At 71.6% G+C, this 22,515-nt stretch carries 18 protein-coding genes; all 18 read left to right on the forward strand.

Annotated features, from left to right (window positions below; genetic code table 11):
- Positions 1 to 21: 21 nt before the first annotated feature.
- A complete protein-coding gene (locus tag ACTMTU_RS02475; protein ID WP_441261732.1) occupies positions 22 to 495 on the forward strand; it encodes an NUDIX domain-containing protein in 474 nt (157 codons plus the stop codon).
- Between the two features lie 144 nt (positions 496 to 639).
- Positions 640 to 1,317 (forward strand): GntR family transcriptional regulator, encoded by a 678-nt coding sequence (locus ACTMTU_RS02480; protein ID WP_441261733.1) that lies wholly within the window; start codon positions 640 to 642, stop codon positions 1,315 to 1,317.
- Between the two features lie 116 nt (positions 1,318 to 1,433).
- Entirely contained in the window at positions 1,434 to 2,012 is a 579-nt protein-coding gene (locus ACTMTU_RS02485; protein ID WP_441261734.1) for a dihydrofolate reductase family protein, read from the forward strand.
- A 272-nt stretch (positions 2,013 to 2,284) separates the two neighbouring features.
- Positions 2,285 to 3,466 carry an ROK family protein gene (locus tag ACTMTU_RS02490; RefSeq protein ID WP_441261735.1) on the forward strand — a complete coding sequence of 394 codons (1,182 nt, stop codon included), beginning with the start codon at positions 2,285 to 2,287 and terminating at the stop codon, positions 3,464 to 3,466.
- Positions 3,467 to 3,775: 309 nt separating this feature from the next.
- Positions 3,776 to 5,290 (forward strand): sugar ABC transporter ATP-binding protein, encoded by a 1,515-nt coding sequence (locus ACTMTU_RS02495; RefSeq protein ID WP_441261736.1) that lies wholly within the window; start codon positions 3,776 to 3,778, stop codon positions 5,288 to 5,290.
- 6 nt (positions 5,291 to 5,296) lie between these two features.
- Positions 5,297 to 6,331, forward strand: a complete 1,035-nt coding sequence (locus ACTMTU_RS02500; RefSeq protein ID WP_441261737.1) for an ABC transporter permease — start codon at positions 5,297 to 5,299, stop codon at positions 6,329 to 6,331.
- Positions 6,332 to 6,439: 108 nt separating this feature from the next.
- Positions 6,440 to 7,486, forward strand: coding sequence for a substrate-binding domain-containing protein (locus ACTMTU_RS02505; RefSeq protein WP_441261738.1), 1,047 nt, complete (start codon positions 6,440 to 6,442; stop codon positions 7,484 to 7,486).
- Between the two features lie 67 nt (positions 7,487 to 7,553).
- Positions 7,554 to 8,768 carry a Gfo/Idh/MocA family protein gene (locus ACTMTU_RS02510; protein ID WP_356619974.1) on the forward strand — a complete coding sequence of 405 codons (1,215 nt, stop codon included), beginning with the start codon at positions 7,554 to 7,556 and terminating at the stop codon, positions 8,766 to 8,768.
- Positions 8,769 to 8,808: 40 nt separating this feature from the next.
- Positions 8,809 to 9,816: a sugar phosphate isomerase/epimerase family protein gene (locus ACTMTU_RS02515; RefSeq protein WP_441261739.1), complete on the forward strand. Its 1,008-nt coding sequence runs from the start codon at positions 8,809 to 8,811 to the stop codon at positions 9,814 to 9,816.
- 240 nt (positions 9,817 to 10,056) lie between these two features.
- Entirely contained in the window at positions 10,057 to 13,752 is a 3,696-nt protein-coding gene (locus ACTMTU_RS02520; protein WP_441261740.1) for a ThuA domain-containing protein, read from the forward strand.
- Positions 13,753 to 13,859: 107 nt separating this feature from the next.
- Positions 13,860 to 14,978, forward strand: coding sequence for an inositol-3-phosphate synthase (locus tag ACTMTU_RS02525; protein WP_441261741.1), 1,119 nt, complete (start codon positions 13,860 to 13,862; stop codon positions 14,976 to 14,978).
- Complete coding sequence (locus ACTMTU_RS02530; RefSeq protein ID WP_441261742.1) at positions 14,975 to 15,910, forward strand: SCO3242 family prenyltransferase; 936 nt, start codon at positions 14,975 to 14,977, stop codon at positions 15,908 to 15,910. Before ACTMTU_RS02525 ends, ACTMTU_RS02530 begins: the two co-directional genes overlap by 4 nt.
- 281 nt (positions 15,911 to 16,191) lie before the next feature.
- Positions 16,192 to 17,016, forward strand: a complete 825-nt coding sequence (locus ACTMTU_RS02535) for a sugar phosphate isomerase/epimerase family protein (protein ID WP_441261971.1) — start codon at positions 16,192 to 16,194, stop codon at positions 17,014 to 17,016.
- A complete protein-coding gene (locus tag ACTMTU_RS02540; RefSeq protein WP_441261743.1) occupies positions 17,013 to 17,660 on the forward strand; it encodes an EboA domain-containing protein in 648 nt (215 codons plus the stop codon). The genes ACTMTU_RS02535 and ACTMTU_RS02540 overlap by 4 nt, the downstream gene beginning before the upstream one ends.
- The gene (locus ACTMTU_RS02545) at positions 17,660 to 18,508 is read left to right on the forward strand and encodes a TatD family hydrolase (protein WP_441261744.1); all 849 of its coding nucleotides are present in this window, start codon (positions 17,660 to 17,662) and stop codon (positions 18,506 to 18,508) included. The genes ACTMTU_RS02540 and ACTMTU_RS02545 overlap by 1 nt, the downstream gene beginning before the upstream one ends.
- 12 nt (positions 18,509 to 18,520) lie before the next feature.
- Positions 18,521 to 19,690, forward strand: coding sequence for a metabolite traffic protein EboE (eboE, locus tag ACTMTU_RS02550; RefSeq protein ID WP_441261745.1), 1,170 nt, complete (start codon positions 18,521 to 18,523; stop codon positions 19,688 to 19,690).
- Positions 19,687 to 21,072, forward strand: coding sequence for a nucleotide pyrophosphatase/phosphodiesterase family protein (locus ACTMTU_RS02555; protein WP_441261746.1), 1,386 nt, complete (start codon positions 19,687 to 19,689; stop codon positions 21,070 to 21,072). Before eboE ends, ACTMTU_RS02555 begins: the two co-directional genes overlap by 4 nt.
- Before the next feature lie 50 nt (positions 21,073 to 21,122).
- Positions 21,123 to 22,286: a sugar phosphate isomerase/epimerase family protein gene (locus ACTMTU_RS02560; RefSeq protein WP_441261747.1), complete on the forward strand. Its 1,164-nt coding sequence runs from the start codon at positions 21,123 to 21,125 to the stop codon at positions 22,284 to 22,286.
- Positions 22,287 to 22,515: the final 229 nt, after the last annotated feature.

Below are 22,515 nucleotides of genomic sequence, written 5' to 3' on the forward strand. Positions count from 1 at the left end.
CGGCGCGGCAGACTGAACGGCATGGTGAACAAGCGGAGCGCCGGGCTGCTGCTGTGGCGGCGGCGGGAAGCCGGTGTCGAGGTCCTCATCGGGCACATGGGTGGCCCGTTCTGGGGGTCGCGCGACGAGGCGGCATGGTCGATCCCGAAGGGTGAGTACACCCCCGACGAGGAGCCGATGGCCGCCGCGCGGCGGGAGTTCGAGGAGGAGTTCGGGCTCCAGGCCCCGGACGGGAAGTGGCATCCGCTCGGCGAGGCGCGCCAGTCGAGCGGCAAGCTGGTGACGGCCTGGGCGCTGGAGGGCGACCTGGACACCTCCCTCGTCGTGCCGGGGACCTTCACCATGGAGTGGCCGCGGGGGTCGGGCCGGTTCAGCGAGTTCCCGGAGATCGACCGGGCGGAGTGGTGCGGGCTGGACGAGGCGCGGCGGAAGCTGGTCAGCGGACAGCGGGTCTTCCTGGAGCGACTGATTCCGCTTGTCGGGCAGGACAGTTGACGTGACCGGTTCGGGCCCGGCGACGTGACCGGCATCTCGGTGTCGGTCACGATTGCGCTCGGTAGACTGTAGACGATAGCCAATTCCTCGATCGCTGTTGTCGTCCGTAACTCGTCCGCTCCATCGCCCGGAAGGGGACCGCCGATGCTGTCCGCAGGACTGCCGCAGGGAACCGTGCCCAAACTGGAACGGCCCGGCCCGCTGCGTGAGCGCGTGTACGAGGCGCTGCTGGAACTGATCACCACCCGGGCGCTGCGGCCCGGCCAGCACCTGGTCGAGAGCGAGCTCGCCGGTCATCTCGGCGTCTCCCGGCAGCCCGTGCGCGAAGCGCTGCAACGACTCAACACCGAGGGCTGGGTCGACCTTCGCCCTGCCCAGGGCGCGTTCGTCCACGAGCCGACCGAGTCGGAGGCCGACCAGCTCCTGTCCGTGCGCACGCTGCTGGAGGCGGAGGCCGCCAGGCTCGCGGCCGCGAACTCCGGCACGGCCGGCATCGAGGCGCTCGAGGACCTGTGCGCCAAGGGGGAGCAGGCGGTCGCGGACGACGACGTCGACCTGGCGGTCGCCACCAACGCCGCCTTCCACGCCAAAGTGATGGAGCTCGCCGGCAACCTGGTCCTGGCGGAGCTCGCCGCGCAGGTCGACCGCCGTGTCCGCTGGTACTACACCCCGGTCGCCCGGCAGCGGGGACGCCAGTCGTGGATCGAGCACCGCGAACTGATCGCGGCCATCTCCGCCCGCGACGAGAAGCGGGCCACGGAAGTCATGCGGGCGCACACGGAGCACACCCGCAAGACCTACCACCAGCACGAGCAGTCCTGACCCGGCGCCCGGTCGCGGGCGAGCGGTTCAGGCGGGCGGGTGGACGGCCGCATGTCGCCGTGCCGAGGTCTCCGTATCGGTGGTAGCACTGACTGCGCCGACGAAGGAGAGCCGCCGTGGGAAGAATCGTGATCAGCGAGAACGTCTCGCTCGACGGAGTCGTCCAGGACCCGACCGGTGACGAGGGCTTCGAGCGCGGCGGCTGGTTCGCCCGGATCGGCGACAAGGACCGCGGAGCGTGGGCCGAGGCCGAGTTCGACGAGGCGCTGCGCGCCGATGCCCTGCTGCTGGGGCGCCGGAGCTACGAGTGGTTCGCGGCGCGCTGGCCCTCCCGGAGCGGCGCGTGGGCGGACAGGCTGAACAGCATGCCCAAGTACGTCGTCTCCTCGACCCTCGAAGACCCCGACTGGAACAACTCGTCGGTCCTGAAGGGCGAGGTGGTGGGTGCGGTCTCCGGGCTGAAGCAGGAACTCGGCGGGGAGATCGTCGTCTACGGCAGCCGTCGGCTCGCCCGCACGCTGATGGAGCACGATCTGGTCGACGAGCTGCGGCTGATGGTCCATCCGGTGATGCTCGGCGCAGGCGAGTCGATCTTCGGCGGGACCGGCGAGGAGAAGCCCCTCCGCCTCCTCGGCAACCGTACCGTCGGTGACGGCCTCGCCTACCTCACCTACGAGCTCGTCCGCGACGCCTGACCTCCGTACACCCCTCCGTCGCATGTCTCGTGTGCCTGCATCCGTCCAGCGGTGCGCACGTCCGACCGGAACCCGGTACGGACAAGGAAGACAGGCTCTGTGCCGACCCGACGGCCGCTCTTTGTCCCGGGTGTGGAGAAAGTTGGACCGGAACTGCGCGCAAGTTCTTCCCAGTTCGGTAAAGCGCTGCTACGTTCCCCTCGAAAGCCCGAGGAGACAGCCGACTGGGTCCCCAGCCGAAGGCCAGGGGAGGGGAGGGGCACGTGAGACGGATGACCGCTCGACCCGCGAACGCGCATCAGGCGCGACTGCTCCGGCTGCTGCGTGACGGCGGGCCCAACTCACGGGCGCAGCTGGGGGACCAGGTCGACCTGTCCCGGTCCAAGCTGGCCGTGGAGGTCGACCGGCTGCTGGAGACCGGACTCGTCGTCGCCGACGGGCTCGCCGCCTCCCGCGGCGGCCGCCGGTCCCACAACATCAGGCTCGCGCCCGCGCTCCGCTTCCTCGGCGTGGACATCGGCGCCACCTCGATCGATGTCGCCGTCACCAACGCCGAGTTGGAGGTCCTGGGGCATCTCAACCACCCCATGGACGTCCGCGAGGGCCCGGTCGCCGTCTTCGAGCAGGTGCTGTCGATGGCCGCCAAGCTCAAGGCCTCCGGTCTCGCGGAGGGCTTCGACGGCGCCGGTATCGGGGTTCCCGGCCCGGTCCGCTACCCCGAGGGCGTGCCGGTCGCGCCCCCGATCATGCCCGGATGGGACGGCTTCCCCGTACGGGAGGCCCTCAGCCAGGACCTCGGCTGTCCCGTCATGGTCGACAACGACGTGAACCTGATGGCCATGGGCGAGCAGCACGCCGGTGTCGCGCGTTCCGTCGGAGACTTCCTGTGCATCAAGATCGGCACGGGCATCGGCTGCGGCATCGTCGTCGGCGGTGAGGTCTACCGAGGTACGACGGGCAGCGCCGGCGACATCGGGCACATCCAGGTCGCAGCGGACGGCCGCGCCTGCGCCTGCGGCAACCGGGGCTGCCTGGAGGCGCACTTCAGTGGCGCCGCCCTCGCCCGCGACGCCGAGGACGCGGCGCGGGCCGGCAGGTCGGTGGAGCTCGCCACCCGGCTGGAGGCGGCCGGGCAGCTCACGGCCGTGGACGTCTCGGCGGCCGCCGCGGCCGGCGACGCCACGGCACTGGACCTCATCCGTGAGGGAGGGAACCGTCTCGGCCAGGTCATCGCCGGGCTCGTCAGCTTCTTCAACCCGGGTCTCGTCGTGATCGGCGGCGGTGTCACCGGCCTCGGCCACACCCTGCTCGCGAGCGTACGGACCCAGGTCTACCGGCAGTCCCTGCCGCTCGCGACCGGCAATCTTCCCATCGTACTGGGCGAGTTGGGACCCGCCGCCGGTGTCATCGGCGCGGCCCGGCTCATCAGCGACCACCTGTTCTCGCCGGCCTGACCGGGCCGGACGACTCGTCACGCACCACAGCACCGTCGCAGTACCGAACGGCACCACCCGCACCACCCGCACCACCGGAACACCACGGCGCCACCCGCACGCCGAACACCACGCACCATCCGCACCACCCGGCACACCGCGCCGCGAACGGCGCACCGCACTGGTCGCGTGGCATCCAGGCCACGCCCGCTCCCACCCGTACGCCCCGGCACTCGTGACGCCAGGGGCGCCCCAGAGCCGCCCGCAACCGCTTCCGCACCCCGTCCCGCCCTGCCCGCTCACCGGCCGCACCCGCCGAGGGGATTCGTCATGGCACCAGAACCACCCCTGCTCACCATGTCCGGCATCACCAAGTCGTTCCCGGGCGTCCGCGCCCTGGACGGCGTGGACCTCGAGGTCCAGGCCGGTGAGGTCCACTGCCTCCTCGGCCAGAACGGCGCCGGCAAGTCCACCCTGATCAAGGTGCTCGCCGGGGCCCACCAGCCCGACGGCGGGGAGATAACCTGGCGGGGCGAGGCCGTCTCCCTCAAGTCGCCCATCGCCGCCATGCGTCTCGGCATAGCCACCATCTACCAGGAACTCGACCTGGTGGAAGGGCTGTCCGTCGCGGAGAACGTCTTCCTCGGGCACGAGCCCACCTCGGCCGGATTCGTCGTGCGCGGCGGGGCCGCCCGCACCGCGGCAGCCGCTCTCCTCAAGAGGCTCGGCCACCCGGAGATCGAACCCTCGCGGCTCGTCGGCGACCTCTCCGCGGCACAGCAGCAGATCGTCTCCATGGCCCGCGCCCTCTCCCACGAGGTACGGCTCATCGTGATGGACGAGCCGTCCGCCGCACTCGACCCGGACGAGGTCGACAACCTCTTCCGCATCGTGGGCGACCTGACGGCGGACGGGGTCGCCGTCGTCTACATCTCCCACCGCCTGGAAGAGATCCGGCGGATCGGCGACCGGGTCACCGTCCTCAAGGACGGCAGGGCCGTCGCGGTCGGTCTGCCGGCCAAGTCCACCCCGACCCGCGACGTGGTCGCCCTGATGACCGGGCGCAACGTCGAGTACGTCTTCCCCGAGCGTCCCGCCGCCGGCGCCGCCGAGGGCAGGGAACCGGTGCTGAGGGTCGAAGGGCTCACCCGGCACGGCGAGTTCGCGCCCGTCGACCTGGAGCTGCGGCCCGGCGAGATCGTCGGCCTGGCGGGGCTGGTCGGTTCCGGACGCAGCGAGATCCTGGAGACGATCTACGGCGCACGCAGGGCCGACGCCGGCCGTGTCCTCGTCGACGGCACCGCCCTGCGGCCCGGCAGCGTCCGTGCCGCCGTCCGCGCAGGCATCGGGCTCGCCCCCGAGGAACGCAAGGCGCAGGGCCTGCTGATGCTCGAGTCGGTCACCCGCAATGTCTCCATCTCCACCCTCTCCCGTTTCTCCCGCTCGGGCTGGCTCGACCACCGTGCCGAACGGGCCGCCGCCCAACAGGCCACCAGGGAACTGTCGTTGCGCCCCGACAACCCCGACGCCCGCATCCGCACCCTCTCCGGCGGCAACCAGCAGAAGGCGGTGCTCGCCCGCTGGCTGCTGCGCGGCTGCAAGGTGCTGCTGCTGGACGAGCCCACCCGCGGCGTCGACGTCGGCGCTCGCGCCGAGCTCTACGCAGTGATCCGCCGGCTGGCCGACGAAGGCCTCGCCGTACTTCTCGTATCCAGCGAAGTGCCCGAAGTCCTGGGCCTCGCCGACCGGGTGCTGGTGCTCCGCGAAGGCAGCGTCGTGCACACGGCGGACGCCCGGGAGCTCGACGAGCACCGCGTACTCGACCTCGTGATGGAAGGGAGCTGAGACGGCATGACGCAGCCGGCCACCCCGGCGCAGCAGGACGCGCCGATGCCTGCCGCCAAGTCCGCACCGGACAAGGGGGGTTCACGCCGTCCGCTCGGACTGCGCCTCGACGTCCGCAATCTGTCGCTGCTCGGTGTGCTCGCCGTGCTCGTGGCGGTCGGCGGCATCACCAAACCGGACGAGTTCCTCGCGACGAGCAATCTCCAGCTCGTCCTCACCCAGGCTTCCGTCATCGGTGTCGTCACCGTCGGCATGACCTTCGTCATCACCAGCGGAGGGATCGACCTGTCCGTCGGCGCCATCGTGGCGCTCGCCTCGGTGTGGGCGACGACGGTGGCCACCCAGGAGTACGGCTTCACCGGCATCCTGTTCACCGCCGTGATCGTCGGCGTCGGCTGCGGACTGGTGAACGGCCTGCTCATCGCGTACGGCCGGATGGTGCCCTTCATCGCCACCCTCGCGATGCTCGCCTCCGCCCGCGGTCTCGCCCTGCAGATCACGGACGGCAAGACCCAGATCGTCACCGTCGACTCCGTGCTCGACCTCGGTATCAGGGACGCCTACATCCTCGGCATCCCGCCCCTGGTACTGGTCTTCGCCGCGGTCACCGTCATCGGCTGGCTCGTCCTCAACCGCACCACCTTCGGCCGGCGCACCGTCGCCGTCGGCGGCAACGCGGAGGCCGCCCGGCTCGCCGGCATCGACGTCCGCCGCCAGCGGCTCTACCTCTACCTGTTGTCCGGCCTGTGCTGCGGGATCGCCGCCTTCATGCTGATCGTGCTGGCCGGCTCCGGCCAGAACACCAACGGCAACCTCTACGAACTCGACGCCATCGCCGCCGCGATCATCGGCGGCACCCTGCTCAGCGGCGGCCGCGGCACCATCGTCGGTTCCGTACTCGGTGTTCTCGTCTTCACCACGATCACCAACATCTTCGCCCTCAACAACCTCGAGAGCGCCGTCCAGCAGATCGCCAAGGGCGCCATCATCGTCGCCGCCGTGCTGGTCCAGCACCGGACCCTGCGCGGCGGGGACTCCTGACACCCCCGCAGCGTGCGCGGCGGCCGGGCCTGACACCGCCGCCGCGCACCCCCTCTCCGTACGTCCGCAGCACCCGCCAAACCGCCCAGTTGAAGGGGTAGACCCGCCATGCCAGAAACCCCGTCCACCAGCCGCAGAGGACTGCTCTTCGGCACCGCCGCGATCGGCGCCGGCGCACTGCTCACCGCGTGCACCAGCAACGAGCCCAAGAAGCAGGAGGCGGCCACCGACAACGCGCCGGTCGCCGACGACAAGCCCGGCAAGGCCGTCACCATCGGCTTCGCGGGGCCGCAGGCCGACCACGGCTGGTTGAACGCCATCAACCAGAACGCCAAGTCCCGTGCGGAGCGGTACTCCGACGTCACCCTGGAGATCACCGAGGGGTCCAACGACACGGCCGCCCAGATCGGGCAGGTCCAGACCCTGATCAACAAGAAGGTCGACGTCCTCGTCATCCTGCCGGCCGACGGCAAGGCACTCACCCAGGTGGGTCTGCAGGCCATGAAGGCGGGCATCCCGGTCGTCAACCTGGACCGCATCTTCGCCTCACCGCAGGCCTACCGCTGCTGGATCGGCGGCGACAACTACGGCATGGGCCTCAATGCCGGCAACTACATCGGCGAGCAGCTCAAGGACAAGCCCAACGCCAAGGTCATCGAGCTCGCCGGGCTGGACAACCTGGAGCTCACCAAGCAGCGCACCCAGGGCTTCGACGACGCCCTGAAGAACTACCCCAACATCAAGAAGGTGGCCCGCCAGGCGGCCGACTTCACCGTGGAGTCCGGCCAGGCAAAGATGGCCCAACTCCTGCAGGCCCAGTCGCAGTTCGACGCGCTGTGGAACCACGACGACGACCAGGGCGTGGGCGCGCTGCGTGCCATCGCACAGGCGGGCCGCAAGGACTTCCTGATGGTCGGCGGCGCCGGCGCGAAGTCCGCGATGGACGCCATCAAGGCCGACGACAGCGTGCTGAAGGCCACCGTCCTGTACCCGCCGACGATGGCGGCGTCCGCCATCGACCTCGCGCGGGCCCTCGGACAGGGCAAGGGCATCAGCGGCATGGCCGAACTGGAGATCCCGGCCTCCCTCACCCTCTACTCGGCCGTCGTCACCAAGGACAACGTCGACGAGTACCTGCCCACCGGTTTCAACTGACCGGAGGCGCGCCCGCCCCCACCGAGCACACCGACGAGACCGTTGACTCCGACGAGGAGGATTCCGTATGCAACAGAGGGACAGTGAGGCCGCACCGCCGACACTCGGCGTCGGCATGGTCGGATACGCGTTCATGGGCGCCGCCCACTCCCAGGGGTGGCGCACCGCGGGACGCGTGTTCGACCTGCCGCTGCGGCCGGTCCTCGCCGCGATCGCCGGCCGTGACGCCGCCGCAGTGCGTGCCGCGGCCGGCAAACACGGCTGGGCCGCGGCGGAGACCGACTGGCGCGCCCTCGTGGCCCGCGACGACGTGCAACTCGTCGACGTCTGCACACCGGGCGACAGCCATGCGGAGATCGCGATCGCGGCGCTGGAGGCGGGCAAGCACGTCCTGTGCGAGAAGCCCCTGGCGAACTCCGTCGCCGAGGCGGAGGCCATGGTCGCGGCGGCCGCACGGGCCCGGCGCAACGGGCAGCTCGCGATGGTCGGCTTCAACTACCGCAGGGTGCCCGCGCTCACCTACGCCCGCCGGCTGATCGCCGAGGGCAGGATCGGCACCCTGCGGCACGTGCGGGTGACCTACCTCCAGGACTGGCTGGTGGACCCGGACTTCCCGCTGACCTGGCGGCTCGAGCGCGAGCACGCGGGGTCAGGGGCGCTCGGCGACCTCGGCGCCCACATCGTCGACCTCGCGCAGTACCTGGCGGGGGAGCCGCTGGTGGGGGTCTCCGCCCAGCTGGAGACGTTCGTCAAGGAACGCCCGCTGCTCCAGGGCGCCTCCGCCGGCCTGACCGCGTCGGGCGGCACGCGGCGGGGGCCGGTCACGGTCGACGACGCGGCAGTCTTCACCGGCAGGCTGGAGTCCGGGGCGCTGGCCACGTTCGAGGCGACCCGGATGGCCTCGGGCCGCAAGAACGCCCTGCGGCTGGAGATCAACGGTGAGCAGGGCTCGCTCGCCTTCGACCTCGAGCGGCTCAACGAGCTCTCCTTCCACGACCACCACGAGCCCGCCGCCACGGCCGGGTTCCGCCGGATCCTCGTCACGGAGGCGGAGCACCCGTATCTGGAAGCGTGGTGGCCGCCGGGCCACGCGCTCGGCTACGAGCACACGTTCGCCCACCAGGCCCGTGACCTGGTCGAGGCGATCGCCTCCGGGACCGACCCGGTCCCGTCGTTCGCCGACGGGCTCCAGGTGCAGCGGGTGCTGGCGGCGGTGGAGGAGAGCGCACAGAAGAACTCCGTCTACACCCCCGTCCAGGCGGTGGAGGCAGTACAGGCTTGACGGCCGGCAGAGATCCGGCAGGACCCGGTTTGGAGGCGCCATGCCACGCCCGTTCACACTGTTCACCGGCCAGTGGGCCGATCTGCCGCTCGAGGAGGTCTGTTCACTCGCCCGCGACTTCGGCTACGACGGTCTGGAACTGGCCTGCTGGGGCGACCACTTCGAGGTCGACAAGGCCCTGTCCGACCCGTCCTACCTCGACGGCAGGCACGCCCTGCTGGAGAAGTACGGCCTCAAGTGCTGGGCCGTGTCCAACCATCTGGTCGGCCAGGCGGTCTGCGACAACCCCATCGACGAACGCCACCAGGGCATCCTGCCCGCCCGGATCTGGGGCGACGGGGAACCGGAGGGCGTACGACAGCGGGCCGCCGCGGAGTTGAAGGACACCGCGCGGGCCGCCGCGGCCTTCGGGGTCGACACCGTCGTCGGTTTCACCGGCTCGTCGATCTGGCATCTCGTCGCGATGTTCCCGCCGGTGCCCGAGCGGATGATCGAGCGCGGCTACGAGGACTTCGCCGAACGCTGGAACCCGATCCTCGACGTCTTCGACGCCGAGGGCGTCCGCTTCGCCCATGAGGTGCACCCCAGCGAGATCGCCTACGACTACTGGACCACGAAACGTGCCCTGGAGGCGGTCGGCCACCGGCCGGCCTTCGGGCTCAACTTCGACCCGAGCCACTTCGTCTGGCAGGACCTGGATCCGGTCGGCTTCCTGTACGACTTCCGGGACCGGATCTACCACGTCGACTGCAAGGAGGCCCGTAAGCGTCTGGACGGGCGCAACGGGCGGCTCGGTTCGCATCTGCCGTGGGGCGACCCGCGGCGCGGCTGGGACTTCGTCTCCGCCGGACACGGTGACGTGCCGTGGGAGGACGTGTTCCGGATGCTGCGCTCGATCGGCTATGACGGACCCATCTCGGTGGAGTGGGAAGACGCCGGCATGGACCGCCTGATGGGCGCTCCGCAAGCGCTTGCCGATCTGAAGCGCTTCGACTTCGATCCTCCGTCCGCCTCGTTCGACGCCGCCTTCTCGGGCGGCGACAGCTAGAAACGCCCAGGTACGGCCCGGTGGCGAGGGATGCCGCCGGGCCGGTCAGGGCTGCCCGGACACGCCTTTGTCCTGTGCTGGGAAAAAGTTCAACTTCTCTGCTGCACAAGGGCTTTCGGTCCAGGACCAACCCGGCTACGGTCCCATCTCGTGTACACGACATAGGTGGTTCGGGAGTGACGGCGCACTCCGGTTCCACGGCACACCGCCCCGTTCGACCGGCCTTACCGGAGGACATTCGTGCACAGAACAAGGCCCAGGGCCCGCAAGGCTCTCGCACTCCTCACCGGCGGTCTTCTGGCCGCCGGCTCGCTCGCCCTCACCGCGCCGACCACCGCGTCCGCCGCAGACCCCCAGACGGCGGTCGCCGCGGCCGCGGAGGAATTCCAGCAGGTCACACTCGCCAAGGGCGGTGAGGAGACCGGCGAGCCCATGTCGCTGGCCGTCCTGCCCGACCGCAGTGTGCTGCACACCTCCCGCAGCGGCGAGCTGCGTATGACGGACGCCGCCGGCAACACCCGCGTCGTCGGCACCGTCCCCGTCTACTCGCACGACGAAGAGGGACTCCAAGGCGTCGGCCTGGACCCGAACTTCGCGCAGAACCGTTTCATTTACCTCTACTACGCACCGCCCATGGACACCCCCGCGGGCGACGCCCCCAACGAGGGCACCGCGGCCGACTTCGCCAAGTACGACGGCGTCAACCGGCTGTCGCGGTTCGTGCTCCGTGAGGACGGCACGCTGGACAACGCCAGCGAGAAGAAGATCATCGACATCCCGGCGACCCGCGGCATCTGCTGCCACGTCGGCGGCGACATCGACTTCGACGCCGAGGGCAACCTCTACCTGTCGACCGGCGACGACTCCAACCCCTTCGCCTCCGACGGCTACACGCCCATCGACGACCGGCCCGGACGCAACCCCGCTTACGACGCCCGCCGCACCTCCGGCAACACCAACGACCTGCGCGGCAAGATCCTCCGCATCAAGGTCGGGGCCGACGGCTCGTACTCCATCCCCGAGGGCAACCTCTTCGCCCCCGGCACGGACAAGACCCGGCCCGAGATCTACGCGATGGGCTTCCGCAACCCGTTCCGCTTCAGCGTCGACAAGAAGACCGGCGTCCTCTACGTCGGCGACTACGGCCCCGACGCCGGCACCGCCGACCCGAAGCGCGGACCCGCCGGCCAGGTCGAGTTCGCCCGCCTCACCGGCCCCGGCAACTTCGGCTGGCCGTTCTGCACCGGCGACAACGACCCGTACGTCGACTACGACTTCGCCACCAAGACCTCCGGTGCGACGTTCGACTGCGCGAACCTGAAGAACACCTCGCCGCACAACACCGGCCTGGTCGACCTGCCGCCCGCGCAGCCCGCCTGGATCCCGTACGACGGCGGCTCCGTCCCCGAGTTCGGCAGCGGTTCCGAATCCCCGATGGGCGGCCCGGTCTACCACTACGACGCCGGGCTCGACTCCCCGGTGAAGTTCCCCGAGGCGTACGACGGCGACTTCTTCGCCGGCGAGTTCGGCCGGCGCTGGATCAAGCGCATCGACACGGCCGAGGACGGCGCCGTTCGCTCGATCAACCCCGTCCCGTGGACCGGCACCCAGATCATGGACATGGCCTTCGGCCCGGACGGCGCGCTGTACGTCCTCGACTACGGCACCGCATGGTTCGGCGGCGACGAGAACGCCGGCCTGTACCGCATCGAGAACGCCACCGGCGGACGCTCCCCGGTCGCGGAGGCCTCCGCGGACAAGACGTCCGGCCAGGCACCGATGCGCGTCACCTTCTCCTCCGCCGGAACCACCGACGCGGACGGCGACGCCCTCACCTACAGCTGGGACTTCGGCGACGGCGCCACCTCCACGGAGGCGAACCCCGTCCACAACTACACCAAGAACGGCACCTACACGGCGACCGTCACGGCGAAGGACCCGACGGGCCGCACCGGCTCCGCCAGCGTCCACGTCGTCGTCGGCAACACCGCACCCAAGGTCAAGCTCGAACTGCCCGCCGAAGGCGCGCTGTTCGACTTCGGCGACGAGATCCCGTTCAAGGTGACCGTCACCGATCCCGAGGACGGCACCATCGACTGCACCAAGGTCACGGTGAACTACGTCCTCGGCCACGACAGCCACGGCCACCCCATCACCTCCGCCAAGGGCTGCGAAGGCACCATCAAGACCTCGGCCGACGGCGGACACGACCCCAACGCCAACATCTTCGGAGTCCTCGACGCCGAGTACACCGACGGCGGAGGCGGCGGCCAGGCCGCGCTGACCAGCCACGACCAGGCCCAGCTCCAGCCCCGCCACCGGCAGGCAGAGCACTTCGACGGCCAGTCCGGCATCAAGACCTACGACAAGGCGGCCGCCCACGGCGGCAAGACCGTCGGCGACATCAACAACGGCGACTGGATCTCCTTCGAGCCGTACAACCTGACCGGCTCCAAGAAGCTCACCGCCCGCGTCTCCTCCGGCGGCGCCGGCGGCATCCTCGAGGTGCGCACCGGCTCCGTGGACGGCAAGCTCCTCGGCTCCGCACCGGTCCCCGTCACCGGCAGCTGGGAGACCTTCCAGGACATCGACGTGGCCCTGCGGGGCGTCCCCGAGCGGACCACGGAACTCTTCCTGGTCTTCAAGGGAGGCGCAGGAGCGCTGTACGACGTGGACGACTTCAAGCTGTCCGAGACCCCCGTCGACAAGGCCGCCGAACGCGTCCTCGTCTTCTCGAAGACCGGCGGCTTCCGCCACGACTCCATCCCGGCGGGCATCACGGCCCTGAAGGAACTCGGCGGCACCGCCGGGATCACCGTCGACACCACGGAGGCGGCCGGCCAGTTCACGGCCGCCAACCTCGCCAAGTACGACGCGGTCGTGTTCCTCTCCACCACGGGCGACGTGCTCAACGCCGAACAGCAGAAGGCGTTCGAGGACTACGTCGCGGCGGGCGGCGGCTACATGGGCGTCCACGCCGCGGCCGACACCGAGTACGACTGGGAGTTCTACGGCGGCCTCGTCGGCGCCTACTTCGCCTCCCACCCGCACATCCAGCCCGCCACCGTCCGCGTCGAGGACCACGACCACCCGGCCACCTCGCACATCGACGGCCCCTGGGAGCGCACCGACGAGTGGTACAACTACCGCACCAACCCGCGTGAGCAGGCCCGCGTCCTCGCCACCCTCGACGAGACCACCTACCAGGGCGGCACCATGAAGGGCGACCACCCGATCGCCTGGTGCCAGACCTACGAGGGCGGCCGCGCCTTCTACACCGGCGGCGGCCACACCAAGGAGTCCTACGCCGAGCCGGCCTTCCGTCAGCACCTCCTCGGCGGGCTGAAGTACGCGACCGGCCAGGTGACGGCCGACTGCAAGCCGCGGACCGGCTACCGGACCATCTTCAACGGCGAGACCCTCGAGGGCTGGAAGCAGGCCGGGCCGGGCAAGTTCAACGTCGTCGACGGTGAACTGCGCACCGAGGGCGGCATGGGCATGCTGTGGTACCAGGCCAAGGAACTCGGCTCGTACTCGCTGAAGCTCGACTGGAAGATGGAAGGCGACGACAACTCCGGTGTCTTCGTGGGCTTCCCGGCCTCCGACGACCCGTGGTCCGCCGTCAACAACGGCTACGAGGTCCAGATCGACGCCACCGACGCCGCCGACCGCACCACCGGCGCGGTCTACGGCTTCAAGTCGGCCGACCTCCAGGCCCGTGACCAGGCGCTGAAGCCGCCCGGTCAGTGGAACAGCTACGAGATCCGGGTCGAGGGAGAGCGTCTGCGGGTCTTCCTCAACGGAGTGAAGATCAACGACTTCACCAACACCGACCCGGTCCGCAGCCTCAAGGACGGCTACATCGGCATCCAGAACCACGGGGCCGACGACCAGGTGTCCTTCCGGGACATCCAGCTGAAGGAGCTGCCCTCCTAGGCCGCAGGCCAGGGCCGCCCATTTGCCGGCGGCGGGCGGGGAGGCGCCGTACCCCCCGCCCGCCGTCCTCCACCACATCGGAACATCGACTGGCAGGGAGGCAGCCCGTGACAGACGGGAATGCACGCACCGGAGTCTGGTTCGTCGGAGCACGCGGCTCAGTGGCCACCACAGCCGTCGCCGGATGTGCGGCGGTCACGGCCGGGCTGCACCCGCCGACCGGCATGGTCACAGAGACCCCGGCCTTCGCCGGGACCGGGCTGCCGCCCCTGTCCTCCCTCGTCTTCGGCGGACACGACACCGCCCACTGCCCGCTGCCCAAGCGCGCGGAACACCTCACGGAAGCGGGCGTCCTGCCGCACGGCCTCGCCTCCGCGGTGCGTGCCGAACTCGCCGCCGCCGACGCCGCGATACGGCCCGGCGGACCGGGCGCCGGCGACACCCGCGGCGACGAGGAGCTCATCACCGCGTTCGCCGCCGACATCGACGACTTCCGCACACGCAACACCCTCGCCCGTGTCGTGGTCGTAGGCGTCTCCTCCACCGAGCCGCTGCCCGAACCGGGCGCACTGCGGCTGCCGCCCAGCTCCCTCTACGCGGCCGCCGCCGTGCGCGCAGGCTGCCCCTACGTCAACTTCACCCCCTCCACCGGGCTGCGCACCGACGCCCTCACCGACGCCGTCGCGGCCAGTGGACTTCCCCACGCCGGCCGCGACGGCAAGACCGGCCAGACGCTGCTGCGGGCGGTGCTCGCCCCGATGTTCGTGCAGCGGGCCCTGGACGTACGGGCCTGGTCGGGCACCAACCTGCTCGGCGGCGGGGACGGGGCGGCACTGGCCGACCCCGCCGCCGCGGCGGCGAAGAACGCCGGCAAGGAACGCGTCCTCGCCGACACCCTCGGGCACACACCGCAGGGCGAGGTCCACATCGACGACGTGCCCGCGCTCGGCGACTGGAAGACGGCCTGGGACCACATCGCCTTCGAGGGCTTCCTCGGATCGCGGATGATCCTCCAGACCATCTGGCAGGGCTGCGACTCGGCGCTGGCCGCACCGCTGGTCCTGGACCTGGCCCGGCTGCTGGCCCGGGCCCATGAGGCGGGCCTGTCCGGGCCGCTGCCCGAGCTCGGCTTCTACTTCAAGGACCCGGACGGCGGACCGGCGGGCCTCTCGGAGCAGTTCGCCGCCCTCCTCGGCTTCGCGGACCGTCTGCGGGAGGCCGGGTGAGGCCGCGCGACTGGGCCGAACTGCTGCGCGTGTCCGCCCTGTTCACCGTGCCCGGTGACGCCCTCGCGGGGGCGGCGTCGGCCGGGGGACGTCCCAACCGGGGCACGGCGCTCGCCGTGGGCGCCTCGCTCTGCCTGTACGAGGCGGGCATGGCGCTCAACGACTGGTCCGACCGCGACGAGGACGCGATCGACCGGCCCCACCGCCCGATCCCGTCCGGACGGATCTCGCCCCGTGCCGCCCTGGGCGCGGCCGGAGCGCTGACGGCGGCGGGCCTCGGCCTCGCCGCCCGCGCCGGCCGCCCCGCCCTCGCCGTGGCGACGGCACTCTCGGCGACGGTCTGGGCGTACGACCTCCACCTCAAGCACACGAAGGCCGGTCCGGCGGCGATGGCGGCGGCCCGCGGCCTGGACCTGCTGCTGGGCGCGGCGGCAACGTTGTCCGCGGCCGGCCGCCGCACGGAGGCACGGCCGGCCACGGGCGGCGCCGGCCACGGGCGGGGCGGGGGATCGTCCGTCCTGGGACTCGGCGCTGCCGCGCCCGCCGCCGCGGTACTGGCCGCGCACACGTACGCCGTCACCACCGTGTCCCGCAACGAGACGCAGGGCGGCTCGACCCGCGCCCCGCTCGCCGCGCTCGCGGCGACCGGCGCGGTCGCCGCCTTCGCGGCGCGACCACGCGGGACGGCGGCACCGGCCGTCGCCGTGGCGCTCGCCGCCGCGTACGCCCGCACCGCCGCCGTCCCCTACCTCCACGCCGCGCTCAACCCGTCCCCGCCGCTGACCCAGCGCGCCGTCGGCGGCGGCATCCGCGCCATGATCCCGCTGCAGGCCGCCCTGGCGGCCCGGTCCGGGGCGGGCGTCACCGGGCTCGCGGTGATGGGGCTCGTACCGCTCGCCCGCAAGCTCGCACGGAAGGTGAGCCCGACATGAGCCCCGCCCCCCGCCCGGGAACACAACCGGCCCCCGGCACCGGCCCGGCCCCCGGCACCGAGTCGGCCACCCGTACCGGCCCCGACGCTCGAACTGGCCATGGCACCCGCCCGGGTCCCGACGACCGACCGGGCGCGGACAACGGCGGCGCCGGCGCCCGCTCCGGCGCCCACACCCGCCCGGGAGCCGGCCCGGACGCCCGTACCGGCCCGGCCCCCGACGCCCGGTCCGGCGACGGCGCGGACGGCGATCGGCTCCGGTTCGGCTACGGCACCAACGGGCTGACGGACCTCCGTCTCGACGACGCCCTCGGGCTGCTGTCCGACCTCGGCTACGACGGTGTCGGACTCACCCTCGACCACATGCACCTCGACCCCCTCGCCCCCGGACTCGCCGCGCGCACCGGCCACGTCGCCCGCCGGCTCGGCGAACTCGGCCTCACCGCCACGGTGGAGACGGGAGCCCGCTACGTCCTCGACCCGCGTCGCAAGCACGGCCCGTCCCTGCTCGACCCCGACCCCGAAGCACGCGCCGCCCGCACCCGGCTGCTGGTCACCGCCGTCAAGGTGGCGGCGGACCTCGGCGCGCACGCCGTGCACTGCTTCAGCGGCATCACCCCGCCCGGCACCGACGCGGACACCGCCTGGAAGCGGCTGGAGGAGGCGATCCTGCCCGTGCTCGACGCCGCCGCCTTCGCCGGCGTCCCCGTCGCCGTCGAACCCGAGCCCGGCCACCTGCTGGAGAACCTCGCCGGCTTCCATCAGCTGCGCACCGCCCTCGGCAACCCCACACCCCTCGGCCTCACCCTCGACATCGGCCACTGCCAGTGCCTGGAGCCAGACCCGCCCGCGGACTGCGTCCGCGCGGCCGGTCCCTGGCTGCGGCACGTCCAGATCGAGGACATGCGGCGCGGCGTGCACGAGCATCTGCCCTTCGGCGACGGCGAGATCGACTTCCCGCCGGTGCTCGAGGCCCTCGCCGCCACCGGCTACCAGGGTCTGACCGTCGTGGAGCTGCCCCGCCACTCCCACGCGGGCCCCGAACTGGCCCGCCGGTCCATCGAGTTCCTCCGTACCGCAGTCGCGAAGGGAGCACCGGCACCGTGACGCAGACCGCGCCCTGGACCCGTCAGGAAGTCGAGGCCCGGCTGGCCGACGACACGGCCCGCGCCTGGCTCGGCGAAGCTCTGGCCGAGGCGGCCCGCGCCGCACAGGCACCGCCGGCGCCGTCCTCCCCGTACACCGCGCACACCTGGGAACTCCGGTTCGCCGCCGCGGGCCGCCACTGTGGGCAGGACAACGCGGACGCCGTCCGTACCCTGCTGCTGACACAGGCGCGGGCCGGCCTCGACACCCTGACCCGGCTCTACCGGCAGGGCAGTGCCGCCGAACGCCGCGCCGTGCTGCGGGCGTTGCCGTCCCTCGTCGAAGGACCGCACGCCGTGCACCTGCTCGACGACGCCCTGCGCACCAACGACACGCGGCTCGTCTCCGCCGCCGTCGGCCCCTACGCCGCCGCCCATCTCGACGCGCACGCCTGGCGGCACGCCGTGCTCAAGTGCCTGTTCACCGGGGTGCCCCTCGACCACGTCGCGGACCTCGACCGGCGGGCCCGCAGCGACGGCGAACTCGCCCGCATGCTTTCCGACTACGCCGCCGAGCGCACCGCGGCCGGCCGCGACATCCCCCATGATCTCGACCGCGTGCTGACCCTGACCGGCGAGAAGCCCCAGCGGCCCCAGGAGCTGTGATGCGCATCTTCGACCCCCACATCCACATGACGTCCCGCACCACCGACGACTACGAGGCCATGTACGCCGCCGGTGTGCGCGCCCTCGTCGAGCCGTCGTTCTGGCTCGGCCAGCCCCGCACCTCACCGGCCAGCTTCTTCGACTACTTCGACGCCCTTCTCGGCTGGGAGCCGTTCCGCGCCGCCCAGTACGGCATAGCCCACCACTGCACCATCGCGCTCAACCCCAAGGAGGCCAACGACCCCCGCTGCACGCCCGTCCTCGACGCGCTGCCCCGCTATCTCGTCAAGGACTCGGTCGTCGCGGTCGGCGAGATCGGCTACGACTCGATGACCCCCGCGGAGGACACGGCGCTCGCCGCGCAGCTCCAGATGGCCGCCGACCACGGTCTGCCCGCCCTGGTCCACACCCCGCACCGCGACAAGCTCGCCGGCCTGCACCGCACCGTCGACGTCATCCGTGAGTCGAACCTGCCCACCGAGCGGGTCCTCCTCGACCACCTCAACGAGACGACCGTGAAGCCCGCCGCCGACAGCGGCTGCTGGCTCGGGTTCTCCATCTACCCGGACACCAAGATGGACGAGGACCGCATGGTCACGATCCTGCGGAACCACGGGACGGAGAAGGTACTCGTGAACTCCGCCGCCGACTGGGGCAGGAGCGACCCGCTGAAGACCCGCAAGGTCGGCGACGCCATGCTCGCGGCCGGCTTCACCGAGGACGACGTCGACCAGGTCCTGTGGCGCAACCCGGTCGCCTTCTACGGCCTCAGCGGCCGGCTCCAGCTCGACATCCCGGAGCCGGAGGGCCTGCACGAGGGCAACTCCATCCTCCGCGGCGGGGAATGAGGGGAGCAGAGGATGCGCTTCCGTCACCCCGACGGCTCGACCGTCCACCTCTCCTACTGCACCAACGTCCACCCCGCGGAGACACTGGAGGGCGTCCTCGCGCAACTGCGTGACCACTGCGAACCGGTTCGCAAGCGCCTCGGCCGCGACCGGCTCGGCATCGGCCTGTGGCTCGCGAGGGACGCCGCCCGCGCCCTGGTCACCGACCCGGCGGCCCTGCGGGGACTGCGCGCCGAGCTGGAGCGGCGCGGTCTCGAGGTCGTGACACTCAACGGGTTCCCCTACGAGGGCTTCGGCGCGGAAGAGGTCAAGTACCGCGTCTACACGCCGGACTGGACCGATCCTGTACGCCTGTCCCACACCACCGACCTCGCCCGGCTCCTCGCGGCGCTGCTGCCCGACGACGTCACGGAGGGCACCATCTCCACCCTCCCGCTCGCCTGGCGCACCGGCTTCGACGACGAGGCCGCCGCCACCGCCCGCACCGCGCTGACCACCCTCGGCGAGCGGCTCGACGCCCTCGAGGAGCTGACCGGCAAGTCCGTCCGGATCGCCCTCGAACCGGAACCCGGCTGCACGGTGGAGACCACCGCCGACGCGATCGGACCGCTCACCGACGTCCCGGGCGAGCGGATCGGCGTCTGCGTCGACACCTGCCATCTCGCCACCTCCTTCGAGGACCCGGAATCCGCCCTCGCCGCCCTCGCCGCGGCCGGCGTCACCGTTCCGAAGGCCCAACTGTCCGCCGCGCTGCACGCGGAGAACCCGCACCTGCCGGAGGTGCGCCAGGCGCTGGCCGCCTTCGCGGAGCCGCGTTTCCTGCACCAGACCCGTACCCTCACCGCCGCCGGCCTGCGCGGGACGGACGATCTGGACGAGGCCGTCGCCGGAGGCGCGCTCCCCGACGGCGGCCCCTGGCGGGCGCACTTCCACGTCCCCCTGCACTCGCCGCCCGCCGAGCCGCTCACCTCGACGCTGCCCGTCCTCCAGGACACCCTGACCCGGCTCGTGGGCGGCCCGGAGCCGCGGACCCGCCACCTCGAGGTCGAGACATACACCTGGCAGGCCCTCCCGCCGGAGCTGCGGCCCCGCAACCGCGGTCAGCTCGCCGACGGCATCACCGCCGAACTCACCCTGGCCCGCGACCTGCTGACCGACCTCGGCCTCAAGGAACTGCCATGAGCGACACGCGCCCCACCCCGCTGCTGGTCCTCGACGTGGTCGGCCTCACCCCCCGGCTGCTGGACCACATGCCCCGCCTCAAGGCGCTCGCCGCCGCCGGCTCGCAGGCCAACCTGACCACCGTGCTGCCGGCCGTCACCTGCGCCGCCCAGTCGACCTTCCTGACCGGTGTCCTCCCGTCCGAGCACGGCATCGTCGCCAACGGCTGGTACTTCCGCGAGCTCGGCGACGTCCTGCTGTGGCGCCAGCACAACGGTCTGGTGGCGGGCGACAAGATCTGGGACGCGGCCCGCCGCGCCCACCCCGGCTACACCGTCGCCAACATCTGCTGGTGGTACGCGATGGGCGCCGACACCGACATCACCGTCACCCCCCGGCCCGTCTACTACGCCGACGGCCGCAAGGAACCGGACTGCTACACCCGCCCCCCGGCCCTCCACGACGAACTCACCGAGAAGTTCGGCACGTTCCCCCTCTTCCACTTCTGGGGACCGGGCGCCGACATCGTGTCCAGCCGGTGGATCGCCGACGCGACCCGCCACATCATGCGCACCCGCCGGCCCGACCTGACCCTGTGCTACCTGCCGCACCTGGACTACGACCTCCAGCGCTACGGCCCCGACGACCCCCGCTCGCTGCGTGCCGCCGCCGACCTCGACGCCGTCGTCGGCCCGCTGCTCGACGACGCAGAGCGCGAGGGCCGCACGGTGGTCGCCCTTTCGGAGTACGGCATCACCCGGGTCAGCCGTCCTGTCGACATCAACCGCGCCCTGCGCCGCGCCGGTCTGCTGGAGGTCCACACCCAGGACGGCATGGAGTACCTCGACCCGATGACCTCCCGTGCGTTCGCCGTCGCCGACCACCAGCTCGCCCACGTCTACGTGCGCCGCCCCGAGGACCTCGACGCCGTCCGAGAGGCGCTCGACGGACTGCCCGGCCTCGGTGAACTCCTCGACGACGAGGGCAAGAAGGCCCACGGTCTCGACCATCCCCGCTCCGGCGAGCTGGTCGCGGTCGCCGAACCCGACGCCTGGTTCACGTACTACTACTGGCTCGACGACGACCGCGCCCCCGACTTCGCGCAGCTCGTCGAGATCCACCGCAAGCCGGGCTACGACCCCGTCGAGCTGTTCATGGACCCGCACGACCCGTACGTACGGCTCAAGGCCGCCAAGGCCGTGGCCCGCAAGAAGCTCGGCATGCGCTACCGCCTCGCGGTCGTGCCGCTCGACCCGTCACCGATCCGCGGCAGCCACGGCCGCCTTCCCGCGAGCGACGAAGAAGGTCCGCTCCTCCTGTGCTCCACCCCCCGCGCCGTCACCGGCCGCGTCGCGGCCACCGATGTGAAGTCCCTGCTGCTGCGGCTCGCCGGCCTCGACTGAGGCGGCGACCGTCACGCGTCCGCACCCCCGTGAAGGAAAGAGAGATCACCGTGACCTCGTTCAACGACGATTCCGTCACCGGCGACAACCTGCGCCGCTCGCTCGGCGTCAGCCGCCGCCGCTTCCTCAGCACCTGCACCGCCGCCGCTGCCGCGGCGATCGCCGCCCCCGTCTTCGGTGCCTCGCCGGCCCTGGCCGTGGACACGGCGGACGACAGAGCCGAGGACCACGGCCGTTCCGCTCTGGTCCCGCCCCACAAGCGCGGCATCATCCTCTACACCGTCCGTGACGCGACAGGCCGCGACCCGCTGTCCACGGATCTGCCCTCGGGCTTCCGCGAGGTCTTCCAGCAGCTGTCCCGCTACGGCTACAAGCAGGTCGAGTTCGCCGGCTACCGCCAGCACGCGAACGCCCCGGGCGGCGCGAACCTGGAGACCGTCGCGGGCGCCAGGCTCATGCGGTCCTGGCTGGACGAGTACGGGCTGACGGCGCAGGGCAACCACGGCTTCATCCCCGGCTCCTGGCCGCTGACCCCGTCGGACCTCGACACCTTCAAGCGCCATCTGGAGATCGCCAACATCCTCGGCATGGCCCACATGGGCACCGGCGGCGACCCGACCGGCAGCTCCTACCGGGCCGACTGGGACGTCGCCGCGGAGAAGTGGAACGCGCTGGGCGCCATCGCCCGCCGCGAGGGCATCAAGCTCTACACCCACAACCACGACTCGGCGTACGGGTTCCTGCTCGACGGCGGTCCGCTGGACGCCCAGGGCAGGCCGACCCGCAGTTCCGGCATCCGCAAGCTCGAGTACTTCCTGGAGGTGACCGACCCCCGCGACGTCTGGCTGGAGATGGACATCTACTGGGCGCACGTGGCGCAGTACAAGTTCCACACGTACACCGCGCACGACGGCTCCACGGTGGAGCAGGTCTTCGACCCGGCCGGTCTGGTGGTCCGCCACAACGTGCGCTACCCGCTGTTCCACGCCAAGGACGGCACGGTCAACGCCCAGAACGGACAGGGCTACGACATGGTGACGTTCGGAGAGGGCGACATCGACTACCGCAGGTTCTTCAGGCGGGTGGGGGCGAAGAACTACCACAACCCGATGATCGAGCACGACGGCGCGCCCAGCGCCACGGTTCCGGGGCAGTCCCTCGAGGTGGCCCGCAAGAGCTACGACAACCTCGCGGCCCTGCGCGCCCGGCACTGATCCGGCGGGCGGCTCGCCCGGTGGCCCGGGGTCCACCGGGCGGGCCGCTTCCGCCCGCGCCTTCGCTCCGCCGATGGTGCCCACGTGGTCGCGATCGGACGACAGCCTCACCGAGCACATGGCCGGCGGCACGAGCATCGAGGACGTTCCCGCAGCCGGCACGGCTGCCATTCATGACGAAGCACCCGGCCGGCGGATCTCCTCCTGTTCCGAAGCCATCGGCTTGCAC

The organism is Streptomyces sp. OZ13 (assembly GCF_052068155.1).
Taxonomy (GTDB): Bacteria; Actinomycetota; Actinomycetes; order Streptomycetales; family Streptomycetaceae; genus Streptomyces.